The 11,910-nt window shown below is 41.2% G+C and carries 12 protein-coding genes; 9 read left to right on the top strand and 3 right to left on the bottom strand.

Translation table 11 applies throughout. The features are described from left to right. Nucleotide 1: 1 nt before the first annotated feature. A complete protein-coding gene (plsY, locus tag PASHI_RS16750) occupies nt 2-604 on the bottom strand; it encodes a glycerol-3-phosphate 1-O-acyltransferase PlsY (RefSeq protein ID WP_062566425.1) in 603 nt (200 codons plus the stop codon). Between the two features lie 228 nt (nt 605-832). Here plsY and folB point away from each other — a divergent pair, with 228 nt between their 5' ends. The 8 genes from folB (at nt 833) to trmB (ending at nt 6,988) form a co-directional block, all read left to right on the top strand. Further along, the gene (gene folB, locus PASHI_RS16745; protein ID WP_062566424.1) at nt 833-1,189 is read left to right on the top strand and encodes a dihydroneopterin aldolase; all 357 of its coding nucleotides are present in this window, start codon (nt 833-835) and stop codon (nt 1,187-1,189) included. 2 nt (nt 1,190-1,191) lie between these two features. Beyond that, nucleotides 1,192-1,680: a 2-amino-4-hydroxy-6-hydroxymethyldihydropteridine diphosphokinase gene (folK, locus tag PASHI_RS16740; protein WP_062566423.1), complete on the top strand. Its 489-nt coding sequence runs from the start codon at nt 1,192-1,194 to the stop codon at nt 1,678-1,680. Next, on the top strand, nt 1,677-2,480 hold the full coding sequence (locus PASHI_RS16735; protein WP_054560951.1) for an undecaprenyl-diphosphate phosphatase: 804 nt from the start codon (nt 1,677-1,679) through the stop codon (nt 2,478-2,480). The genes folK and PASHI_RS16735 overlap by 4 nt, the downstream gene beginning before the upstream one ends. A gap of 160 nt (nt 2,481-2,640) precedes the next feature. Next, nucleotides 2,641-3,984, top strand: coding sequence for a UDP-N-acetylmuramate:L-alanyl-gamma-D-glutamyl-meso-diaminopimelate ligase (mpl, locus tag PASHI_RS16730; protein WP_062566422.1), 1,344 nt, complete (start codon nt 2,641-2,643; stop codon nt 3,982-3,984). Between the two features lie 22 nt (nt 3,985-4,006). Further along, nucleotides 4,007-4,630: a flavin prenyltransferase UbiX gene (locus PASHI_RS16725; RefSeq protein WP_054551081.1), complete on the top strand. Its 624-nt coding sequence runs from the start codon at nt 4,007-4,009 to the stop codon at nt 4,628-4,630. Next, on the top strand, nt 4,627-5,556 hold the full coding sequence (locus tag PASHI_RS16720; protein ID WP_054551082.1) for an ABC transporter ATP-binding protein: 930 nt from the start codon (nt 4,627-4,629) through the stop codon (nt 5,554-5,556). Before PASHI_RS16725 ends, PASHI_RS16720 begins: the two co-directional genes overlap by 4 nt. Continuing rightward, nucleotides 5,556-6,323 carry an ABC transporter permease gene (locus tag PASHI_RS16715; protein WP_036970898.1) on the top strand — a complete coding sequence of 256 codons (768 nt, stop codon included), beginning with the start codon at nt 5,556-5,558 and terminating at the stop codon, nt 6,321-6,323. The genes PASHI_RS16720 and PASHI_RS16715 overlap by 1 nt, the downstream gene beginning before the upstream one ends. Beyond that, nucleotides 6,323-6,988, top strand: coding sequence for a tRNA (guanine(46)-N(7))-methyltransferase TrmB (trmB, locus tag PASHI_RS16710; RefSeq protein WP_062566421.1), 666 nt, complete (start codon nt 6,323-6,325; stop codon nt 6,986-6,988). The genes PASHI_RS16715 and trmB overlap by 1 nt, the downstream gene beginning before the upstream one ends. On the opposite strand, the gene PASHI_RS16705 is transcribed toward trmB, so the two are convergent. Then, nucleotides 6,985-8,835, bottom strand: a complete 1,851-nt coding sequence (locus tag PASHI_RS16705; RefSeq protein ID WP_062566420.1) for a bifunctional diguanylate cyclase/phosphodiesterase — start codon at nt 8,833-8,835, stop codon at nt 6,985-6,987. The two genes, trmB and PASHI_RS16705, sit on opposite strands and share 4 nt — an antisense overlap. A 248-nt stretch (nt 8,836-9,083) precedes the next feature. Between PASHI_RS16705 and panP the strand changes: the two genes are divergently transcribed. Then, entirely contained in the window at nt 9,084-10,712 is a 1,629-nt protein-coding gene (gene panP / locus PASHI_RS16700; RefSeq protein ID WP_054560945.1) for a pyridoxal-dependent aspartate 1-decarboxylase PanP, read from the top strand. Nucleotides 10,713-10,731: 19 nt separating this feature from the next. On the opposite strand, the gene argE is transcribed toward panP, so the two are convergent. Then, the gene (argE, locus tag PASHI_RS16695; RefSeq protein ID WP_062566419.1) at nt 10,732-11,883 is read right to left on the bottom strand and encodes an acetylornithine deacetylase; all 1,152 of its coding nucleotides are present in this window, start codon (nt 11,881-11,883) and stop codon (nt 10,732-10,734) included. Between the last annotated feature and the right edge of the window lie 27 nt (nt 11,884-11,910).

Genomic DNA, 11,910 nt, shown 5'->3' with positions numbered 1-11,910 from the left:
ACTATTCCTGCTCTGGGGCTTTTTTCTTAGCCCCTACTTTAGGCTCTTCCCTCGCCATCAAGCGAGTAATATTTGCTCTGTGACGGAAAATTATCAACACGGTTAAAAAGGTAACTGGCAAGGTATACAAAGGTTTTATCCACCAAGTATAAAGAGGTGCTAACGAAACCGTAACCAGTGCTGCAAGCGATGAATATCGTGTGATAGCAATAATTATGAGCCAGGTTGCGATCAGCATCCCACCTAGCGATAAACCAATGGGTAATAACGTGCCAAAAGCGGTCGCGACAGCCTTACCACCTTTAAAGCTAAAAAACAGCGGATACATATGCCCTAAACAGGCTGCCACACCAATTAAACCTAGCATTAGCGGGTCTATTTTTAAAAAGTAGGCACCCCAGACAGGGATGGTTCCTTTTAAAATATCAAAGACAAGAACTAAAACAGCGGGGACTTTTCCCCCAAGGCGATAAACATTTGTAGCACCAGGGTTATTCGATCCATGACTGCGTGGGTCTGGTAGTTTAAACAGCCGTGATACAAGGATAGCGGAAGAGACCGATCCCAGTATGTAAGCTAAAACTAACATTAAAACTTCTAACACGCGCTTCCTTATTTTTTAATCTGCACTTTTGGGCTATCATTGGCGGCAAAACCATCTGCCGCTCTCATCGAGTAGAATGTAAGCACCTTATTGCAATGCATCTATCCGTTATTGTAGGGGTAATTTTTATATATTAAAACAGTATGACAGCTTATATAGCGCATTATTGTTATCAATAAGCGTTTAGTATGAGGAGTTGTTTTAATATTCATGTCACTTGGAGTATCAATGGACAAGGTATATATATCACAACTACATGTAGACACCATTATTGGCGTGTATGATTTTGAAAAAGAAAGTAAACAAAGCCTGTATTTTGATATCGAAATGTTATGTGATATTTCTGCCGCAGCGGCAACTGATGATATAAATTTAGCACTTGATTACGCCAAAGTGAGTGAACGAGTGATTGAGCATACAACGGCAAAACCAATTGAGTTACTTGAAACTTTAGTTGAGCAATTAGCTGCCATTATTTTAGCTGAGTTTGCGACTAACCAAGTCACTATACGTGTTAGTAAACCAGCCGCAGTACCACAAGCGCAAACGGTGGGAGTTGAGATCACCCGTCGTAAGGCAAACTAACCATGGCGCAAATTTTTATAAGCTTAGGCTCTAATGTCAATAAAGAGCATTATCTTCGACAAGCGCTTATTGCCTTAAAGCCTTTTTTTCCAGACTTTATACATTCGTCTGTTTATGAAAGTGAAGCGGTGGGGTTTGCAGGTAGTAATTTTTATAATTCAGTGGTCGCAGCAAAAACAGATATGCCATTAGCTGAACTATGTAAACTACTGAAAAAAATTGAGCTTGATAATGGCCGCACTCGTGAGGATAAAAAGTTTAGTCCTCGCACATTAGACCTTGATTTATTGTTTTATGATGACATTATCTGTGATTCGCCTGCGCAATTACCGCGGGATGAAATAACCAAAAATGCGTTTGTATTGCAGCCTCTAGCTGAAATTGCTCCTGATTTTTATCACCCCGTAGCTAAGCTAACTTTGGCTGAGTTATGGAATAATTATAATAACCCACAACAAAAACTATGGAAGGTGGAGTTTTCTAACCCATGAGTATTATTGAGATAATTGTTTTAGCCTTAATTCAAGGATTGACTGAGTTTTTACCTATTTCGAGCTCAGCACATTTAATTTTACCCTCACAAGTTTTAGGTTGGCACGACCAAGGCTTGGCATTTGATGTTGCGGTACACGTAGGTACGCTAGGTGCTGTGGTACTGTATTTTCGTAAAGAAGTGGTGGATATTCTCGGTGCGTGGTTTAAATCGTTTGGTTCACAAGGGGCAACCGATGATAGTCGTTTAGGCTGGTGGATTATTGTTGCGACCATTCCAGCATTATTAATTGGTTATTTATTTAAAGATTTTGTGGAAAGCTACTCGCGTAATGCCTGGGTTATTGCTACTTCAACCATCGTATTTGGTTTGTTACTTTGGTATGCCGATGTAAAAGCAAAGCAAGTTAAGAATATTTACCAAGTAAACTTTTTCAGTGCGCTTTTATTAGGCTTCTCGCAAGTGCTCGCTATGGTATTTCCTGGTACATCCCGTTCAGGTATTACCATTACTGTGGGCTTAATGTTGGGTCTAAACAAGCAAAGCGCCGCACGTTTTTCGTTTTTAATGTCAATTCCAGTTATTGCTGCAGCTGGTTCATATTATGTGTATCAGTTGGCTACAGCGGGCGAGGCGATTGATTGGCATGCAATTCTATTAGGCGCAGGTTTATCATTTGTATCGGCTTATGCATGTATTTTCTTTTTCTTAAAAGTGATTGAGCGCATGGGCATGATGCCATTTGTTATCTATCGCTTACTATTAGGTGTAGGTTTGTTTGCATTCTTAATGCTGTAAAATAGGCTTTAAACTTAATTAAAAAACACCTCAAGTTGAGGTGTTTTTTTATGTCGGCTATTTGGCAATACTCTAATGCCGTGTAGTAATGGTAAGTAAAGCTTATATTTGGCATTATAACGCCTTACTTATCTCTTATTCATTTTGCTCAGGACAGTAGATGCATATTCACATTCTTGGAATTTGTGGCACCTTTATGGGTGGTATTGCCGCAATCGCTAAATCGTTAGGTCATACAGTGACAGGCTCTGATCAAAATGTGTACCCGCCGATGAGCACGCAATTAGAAGAGCTAGGGATTACACTCACCCAAGGTTATGACGTTGCCCAACTAGAACCCGCGCCAGATATGGTGGTGATAGGTAATGCTATGAGCCGAGGCAACCCTTGCGTTGAATACGTACTTGATAAAGGCTTGCCTTATACTTCTGGTCCAGAATGGTTAAAGCATAATTTACTGCAAAACTCTTGGGTGTTGGCTGTGGCCGGAACACACGGCAAAACGACTACAGCCAGTATGCTGGCATGGTTACTAGAATACGCAGGAATGAAACCGGGCTTTTTAATTGGTGGTATCGTACAAAACTTTGGTGTGTCTGCCCGTGTAGGCGAAACGCCATTTTTTGTTATTGAAGCCGACGAATACGACACGGCGTTTTTCGATAAACGCAGTAAATTTGTACATTACTTACCACGCACCTTAATTCTAAATAATCTTGAATTTGATCATGCTGATATTTTTGAAGATTTAAACGCGATAAAGAAACAATTTCACCACTTGATGCGTACATTACCCTGTAGTGGCAAAGTGATTTGGCCAAGCCAAGACGAAGCACTACAAGATGTGATTGAACGCGGCCTTTGGAGCGAGAGCGAAACACTGGCGGGTGATTGGGATTATCGCTTACTTAAAGCTGATGGTAGTGAATTTGAAGTGCTACTAAATTCACAAGTGCAAGGTGTTGTCAGTTGGCAAGCTATGGGCGAGCACAATGTCAAAAATGCCATTATGGCCATTGCAGCAGCTAGACACGTAGGCATCGCGGTATCAGTCAGTATTGCAGGCTTAGCTGAGTTTATCTCTCCTAAGCGCCGTATGGAGCTTAAAGCCGACGTTAACTCAATAAAAGTGTATGACGATTTTGCCCATCATCCAACGGCAATTAAAACGACCTTAGCAGGTCTACGTGCAAAAGTAGGCACTGAGAAGATAATTGCTATTTTAGAGCCTCGTTCAAACACTATGAAAATGGGCGTGCATCAACAAACCCTGATTGATTCACTCGATGCAGCAGATGATGTGTATTTATTTGAGCCAGAAAATTTAAGCTGGTCACTTAAAGAGTACGCAGACAAAGCAGGTATGCATTGCATGAAAAGCACTGAGGAAATCATTACTCAGGTTGTTGGCAATAGTGCGCCGTCACAACATATTTTAATTATGAGTAATGGTGGTTTTGAAGGTATTCATCAGCGTTTAATCACTGCCCTTGAACAAAACTAACCAGTATACGGAGCTTAACTGTATGCAATTTAAAGATAAAATAACGTTAGCTTTTAGTGGTGCCTCAGGGGCCCCTTATGGCTTAAGGTTATTAGAAGTATTACTTGAACAGCAGTTTCAGGTGTATGTACTGATCTCAAGTGCGGCAAGAGTGGTCTTTGATACAGAATCGAATATCAAACTTTCAGGTAATGAAGACAAAGCGACAGAGCAGCTGAGTACACTTTTTAATGCCGCTCCTGAGCAACTTAAAGTATTTGGTAAAGACAACTGGTTTAGCCCAGTTGCATCCGGCTCAGCTGCGCCGAAAAAAATGGTGGTATGCCCTTGTAGTGCAGGTTCAGTATCTGCAATTGCGGTCGGGGCATCAGATAACTTACTCGAACGCGCTGCTGACGTGGTTATTAAAGAGCGTGGGCAGCTGATTTTAGTTCCGCGTGAAACGCCATTTAGCGAAATCCACCTTGAAAACATGCTGAAGCTAGCACGACTAGGCGTAACTATTATGCCTGCGGCACCGGGGTTTTATCATCAACCAGAGCAGATTTCAGATTTGGTTGATTTTATGGTGGCGCGAATTTTAGATCATTTAAACATTGAACATACTTTGACGAAACGTTGGGGTTATGGAGAGGGCAAACAGTGAGCGAAAAAACGATCGCATTAAATATTGAAGGCCTAAAAAAGGTTTATAAAAATGGTGTTGAAGCCGTAAAAGGCATTGATTTACAAGTTCAGCAAGGCGACTTCTTTGCCTTACTTGGACCAAACGGGGCAGGTAAATCAACCACTATTGGTGTTATCTCATCGTTAGTGAATAAAAGTGCCGGTCGTGTCCAGGTATTTGGTCACGATATTGATACAGACCTTGAAGCTGCTAAGTCTGAACTTGGCTTAGTACCGCAAGAATTTAATTTCAGTCAGTTTGAAACACTAAATCAAATTTTGGTTAACCAAGCAGGCTATTACGGTGTACCAAGAAAGCTGGCGCATGAGCGTGCTGAAAAATACTTAAAGCAGCTAGGTTTATTTGAGAAAAAAGATAAACAAGCGCGCACCCTTTCAGGTGGTATGAAACGCCGTTTAATGATTGCTCGTGCACTGATGCATGAACCTAAATTACTCATTTTAGATGAACCAACAGCGGGTGTTGATATTGAGCTACGCCGCTCTATGTGGGATTTTCTTCGCGAGATTAATAAGCAAGGTGTGACCATCATCTTGACCACCCATTATCTAGAAGAAGCCGAGCTGTTATGTAAAAACATCGCGATTATCGACAGTGGTGTGATTGTTGAAAACACCACCATTAAAGCGTTACTTGCCAAGCTTGATAAAGAAACTTTCGTACTTGATTTAAAGCAACCAGTGCAGCCAATTAGCATTGAAGGTTATAAATACACACTGACCGATGATCACACTTTAGAAGTTGAAGTGGCGAAGTCACAGGGCTTAAACCAGGTGTTTAGTGCGCTGACTGAACAAGGTAATACTGTGCTGAGTATGCGAAATAAAGCAAACCGTTTAGAAGAGCTGTTTGTAGGGTTATTAGAACAAGGGCGAGGCGAATAATGTTTAAATATGGAGTAGCGCTAAAAAGTATTTGGATCAAAGAGTGTATTCGCTTTTTACGTATTTGGGTGCAAACCTTAGTTCCGCCGGCAATCACGATGAGCCTGTATTTTGTGATTTTTGGTAATCTGATTGGTTCTCGTATCGGTGATATGGGTGGCTTTAGTTATATGGAGTTTATTGTCCCAGGTCTGATTATGATGTCGGTGATCACCAACTCTTACTCGAATGTTGCCTCGAGTTTTTATTCGACTAAATTTCAAAAAAGCATTGAAGAGCTCTTAGTTGCACCAGTGCCAAACTACATCATTGTACTTGGCTACATGGGCGGTGGTATGACACGAGGTATGCTGGTTGGTTTAATTGTTACCTGTGTCTCTTTGCTATTTGTTGATATTCAAATTCATAATATTTTTGTGATTATGGCTACGGTTATTTTAACGTCGGCTGTATTTGCGTTAGGTGGACTTATCAATGCAATTTATGCTAATAGCTTTGATGATATTAGTATTATCCCGACCTTTATTTTAACGCCGCTGACTTATCTCGGTGGGGTGTTTTACTCTATCACCTTGTTGCCAGAATTTTGGCAAGGCGTATCGCAAGTAAACCCAATTATTTATATGGTGAATGCATTTAGATATGGTTTCTTAGGTGTGTCTGATGTCGATTTATCGGTAGCATTTGGTGTACTTGGTTTATTTATTGTGGGTTTATTTACGTTAGCATTAACCCTTATTAAACGTGGTGTGGGGCTTAGACACTAATGACGGATGCAAATTCGAGAAGTATTGTATCGAATCAACCTGGCTTACATGAAAAGCTAGACGAAATTGTTTTAAAGCACTTAAGTGCTGAATTTAAAAAGCCGATTGCAGAGCATACGCAAGCAGCTTTTGATCAGGTAAACGAAAAGGTGCAGGCATTTAACGGGCCTATTATTCTTGATTCGTGTTGTGGTGTGGGTGAAAGCACCGCTAACTTAGCTAAACGTCACCCTGATGCATTGGTGATTGGTATTGATAAGTCATCACATCGTTTAGATAAGCATGATATTGAATACAAGCAAACAGATGCAGGGCAGTACATTTTAGTACAAGCTGATTTAAATGATTTTTGGCGCTTAGCGGTGGCTGCAAACTGGCAACCGAGTCATCATTACTTGTTGTATCCAAACCCTTGGCCAAAAGCAAAGCACTTGCAAAGACGCTGGCACGGCGCTGCAATTTTTCCGTATATCGTTAAATTAGGCGGCCGCTTAGAGCTGAGAAGCAACTGGGATATATACGTAAAAGAGTTTGCTCGCTCATTAGAGCTTGCAGGGCATAAGTGCGATGTTGAGCTGTATGAAAGCGATACTGCAATTACTCCATTCGAACGTAAATATTGGGCCAGTGGTCAACAAAGTCACCGTTTGGTGATCAACCTTTAATGAATATAGGGGGTCGGTGGTGCAAAGTGACTCCCTTGCATTAAAGTAACACCCGCTCGAGCAAGCGCGTCAGCTATTTGTTCGTTATCAACTTGCTCAGCAATTACATCTAACTTTAATTGCTGAGCATATTTCACCAAGTTTTCAATAAACAGATAGTTATCAGTATTGGTATGAATTTGGCTCACCAACCCTTTATCTAGCTTCAAGCCATCAATTTCTAGCTTTCTAATGTGGGGTAAGTTTGAAAAGCCCGCGCCGAATTCATTGATAATAACCTGAGCACCTTTATTTTTTAGGGTGTTAATAAAGGTTTTTACTTCACTAAAGTAAGCAATGGCATCACGCTCATAAAACTGAAAAATAATATTATGAGGCTGCGGATAGCGCCTAAGTTGTAACTCTAAAAACTCGCTTAAGCTTGGGTCGAGAATATCTTGTGCGGTAATGTTGATACTCCATCGCACATTGGTTTTCCTAAACTGCTCAATGCAGCGAGTAAACATGGTGCGCCTTAAAAGACCGTCCATACGTGAGCGCTTTAGCACCATCATAAAGTAATCTGGCGCATGAATACGACCTGTAGCACTGGCCATTCTGGCTAGGCATTGATAATGGTCAATGTGTTTGCTTTGGTTATTATAGACCGCTTGAAAGTAAGGTACGATGCGATTGTTATCGAAGGCTTCTTTTACTTCTTTGGCAAGCGTAACATTGCTTCTAAATTTCTCTTCAACCTGCTTAAACACATTTTCATAACGTACAATACGCTGATTATTAAGCTTTGCTTGCTGCAGCGCAACATGGGCATTTTCAATCAGCATTAATTTATTACCTGTAGCAATACCTGCATACAAGCTCACGTAGATATAAGGCTCTTTCAACGCAGGAATTGCATAGTTAAAAGCATTAATAACATCATCGATATTACGCTCATCACTATGCGTTCGTAATAGCGCAATTTTATTCGTTGCTAATCGATAGACAAACCCTTCGCTAGGCATCCTTGATTGAAAATAGCTAAGCAAGTTACCCATTACTTTGTCGCTCACTTCAGTGCCATAAAAACTGCTAATATCTTCTAACTCATTAATGGCAATAACTGCTAGCTCCATACGGTGTTTGGTGGTTTTCTTTATGTAGTATTCCAGCGCGACATGGTTAGCAAAGCCGGTGCGGGCATCTGTTGAGAGGGAGCGTTTTAGTTGTAAAAAATACAGCCCAGCAATTAGCGCTGCAATAAAGAAAAAGAAACAGCCTGTGATCATTGCACGGGTCACACTGTGCTGCAGTTGCTGATTTAAGTCACTAATGGTTATGTCGGCACCCGTTATATAGGTGTGACCATTATCATCGACAAAAGTGACAAAGATGCTTTTAAAATAGCCCCATTGATCTTTTGATACCTCAAATACAGGCTCTGTTGAAAAAAAAGCTTCTTTGTTAAGTTCTGTCGCTTCGGGGTAGGCATCTAGAAACTGTGTTACGCGGCCATTGTTTTGATCTTTTTGCGTGTAACTCGACGCACTAAAGTAGACTTTGCCGTCGCGCAGTACCATTGCGTACACATAGGCAAGCTGCATTTGTTTTGCATACTCAGATAGGGCTCGGCTTTTGTCTTTATATATTGCCGAAGAGATTGGTAAGCCCGCATTAACTATATTGTGATAGTCATCACCTAGGATATGTTTGACACTGACCGCGGCATTAAGCAGTTTGGTATCGATATTTTCCATGATCTCACTACGCGTGGTTTCATAGGTGTAATAGATATAGCCAAATAAGCTAATAAAAAATGCGGCGAAGCCATATAGCAGCCAGCTGGTTTTTTGCATTCCTTTGGGCATAGAGGTTCCCTTAGCAGTTATCGTTTGATTATACTCAAAAAAAGCGTGTCTGATAGTATAAAATGACTGCAAATTTCATTAACCGATCACTTTTTTGTCATCGAAATTAGCGCTTTTTTGCTTTATGCGAGACATTTTCGTGATATTCCAGTAAAGTTAGCCAATTTCGTAGAAACAGTGCCGCAAAAGTGCTTACCCAGATGTCCCATCATCGGGTGCATTTTTAGCTGCTAATTATGGGTATTAGGATGGATCAAAAGCGTTGTGCCGTCGCCTCTAAAGAAAGCTTGATTCGTATTTTTACGGTGCCAGAAGCACCAGACTCGACATTAAGTAAAATCGAATCTGAAATTTCTAGCAACTTAGCAGGGTTCTTAAATGAGAACATAGCTGCTATCGAAAAGCCTTTGCACGAAATTGAAAAAGACTTTCAAACGGCTACTATTCCAGAAGAGCCGACCTTTGTATCTGACTATGCTCAAGACATTATGGAGCAGTTGGTTGCTCATTCTGTTCATACCGCTGCGCCGAGCTTTATTGGCCATATGACCTCAGCATTACCGCATTTTGTGTTACCGCTTTCTAAGTTAATGGTCGGTCTTAACCAAAACCTAGTAAAAATTGAAACTTCAAAGGCATTTACGCCTCTAGAAAGACAAGTTTTGGGCATGATGCATCACCTTGCTTATGGTGAGGACGACAGCTTTTATAGTAAATGGATGCACAGTGCGAAAACGTCATTAGGCGCATTTTGTTCAGGTGGCACTGTCGCTAACATTACTGCTTTATGGATAGCCCGCAACCGTTTATTAAAAGCGGATGGTGACTATAAAGGTATTGCTGCACAGGGTTTAATCGCTGGAATGCTGCATTATGGTTATAAAGGCTTAGCTGTGCTTGTTTCTGAGCGAGGCCATTACTCATTAGGCAAAACCGTTGATTTACTGGGTATTGGTCGCGATAACATTGTCGCAATTGCAACCGGCGAAAATAATAAAGTTGATGTCGATGCGATGCGTAAAAAGGCCCATGAGCTTGAAGCCTCTGGCATTAAGGTAATGGCACTTGTGGGTGTTGCAGGGACGACTGAAACAGGCAGCATAGATCCACTAAATGAAATGGCTGATTTGAGCGAAGAACTTGGCTGTCATTTTCATGTCGATGCTGCATGGGGTGGTTCAACCTTATTATCTTCAAATTACCGCCACCTATTGAGCGGTATCGAACGTGCTGATTCAATAACCATTGATGCACACAAACAAATGTATGTACCAATGGGGGCTGGTCTGGTGTTATTTAAAGACCCAGCTGCGACGGATGCTATTGAGCATCATGCGGAATATATTCTTCGTAAAGGCTCAAAAGATTTAGGCAGTCATACCCTTGAGGGCAGCCGCCCTGGTATGGCAATGTTAGTGCATGCTTGCTTACGTGTTATTGGCCGTAAAGGCTACGAGATGCTAATTGATCGCAGTATCGTGAAAGCCCGCACTTTTGCCGACATGATCAAGCAGGATGAAGACTTTGAGTTAATCTCAGAGCCTGAGCTTTGCTTATTAACCTATCGTTACGTACCAAAAGAAATCCAAGCGAAGCTTAAAGATGCTGACGAAGAAACGAAATTAGATATTTACGCTTCGTTGAATCGCTTTACTGCAAGCATGCAAAAGCGTCAGCGTGAAGCGGGTCGTTCTTTTGTATCGCGTACTCGTTTAACTCCTGCAAAATATGACCATCAACCCACCGTGGTATTTCGCGTTGTATTAGCCAACCCGTTAACCTCTAAAGCAATTCTAAAAGATATTTTAGCGGAGCAAAAAGAGCTGGCGAAAACTGATCCGGTATTTAAAAAGTACTTGAGTAAGTATATGGATTAGAAAAGGGAGCGTGATGCTCCTATTCGCTAAAGCAGCTTGCTTTAATCATGTCACTGATAATAGCTTGCGAAGGTTTTATTTTTTCCATCGCCAAAAACTCATCTGGCTGGTGGGCTTGGTTAATTGAGCCAGGTCCCATGACGATGGTTTCACAGCCAAGCTGTTGAATAAAAGGAGCTTCGGTACAATAGTTTACAGCGACAGCTGGTTGACCCGAGATTTTTTCGGCCAGTTTTACTAATGCTGTATCAGTGCTACCACTAAATGCTGGGATAGGTTCATGCATGTCGATAACGCTCACTGCATTTGGGTATTGGGCATTAATCTCTTCTGCGGCTGTTAGCAAAATCGCTTGTAGTTCTTGCACACTTAAACCAGGTAAAGGCCGCATATCAATGTGCATTTCACAGCAGCCACAAATGCGGTTGGCATTATCGCCACCATGGATATGGCCAAGGTTCAAAGTAGGGTACGGAATTTCAAAGTGCTCAACTGAATATTTATTCTTTAATTCTTCTTTGATGATTAACAATTTTGTAATCATTTTATGCATGACTTCGATGGCGTTTAAACCACGTTCAGGATCTGAACTATGGCCTGAGCGACCAATTACTCGGATCGCTGTACTCATATGGCCTTTATGAGTAAATACTGGTGTCATATCAGTTGGCTCACCAATAATACAGCGCGCTGGTTTTAAGTCTGGGTGGCGGCAAATTTGTTGTGCACCGGCCATTGTGGTTTCTTCATCGGCTGTGGCTAAAATTAATAGTGGCTCTGTTTGTTTAGTTTCATCGAGCTCACTAATTGCTTGCAATACAAAGGCAAAAAAGCCCTTCATATCAATACTACCTAAACCGTAAAGTTTATTGTCATGTTCGCTGAGTTTAAACGGATCGTAATTCCAGCGGCTATCATCAAATGGCACTGTGTCAGTATGACCTGCAAGCATTAAACCGCCATCTCCTTCACCGCGCTTCGCTAATAAGTTGTAACGGCCTTTACCGTTTTCAAGCTCTGTGATTTCACATGTAAAACCAAGGCTTTCGCACCAGTTTGCGAGCAAGGTAATAACCCCTTTATTGCTCATGCACAAAGAATCTTCAATCGCACTAATTGAAGGGGCAGCAATTAGCTGCTGATACATAGATATAAAAGAGGGTAGCGACATAAAAAAATCCAAAAATAATTATTCAAT

Origin of the sequence: Pseudoalteromonas shioyasakiensis (assembly GCF_001550135.1) — a bacterium.
In the GTDB taxonomy this organism is placed as follows: Bacteria; Pseudomonadota; Gammaproteobacteria; order Enterobacterales; family Alteromonadaceae; genus Pseudoalteromonas; species Pseudoalteromonas shioyasakiensis.
Note: the sequence above shows the minus strand (reverse complement) of the source record. Positions and strands in the feature narration are given on the sequence as shown.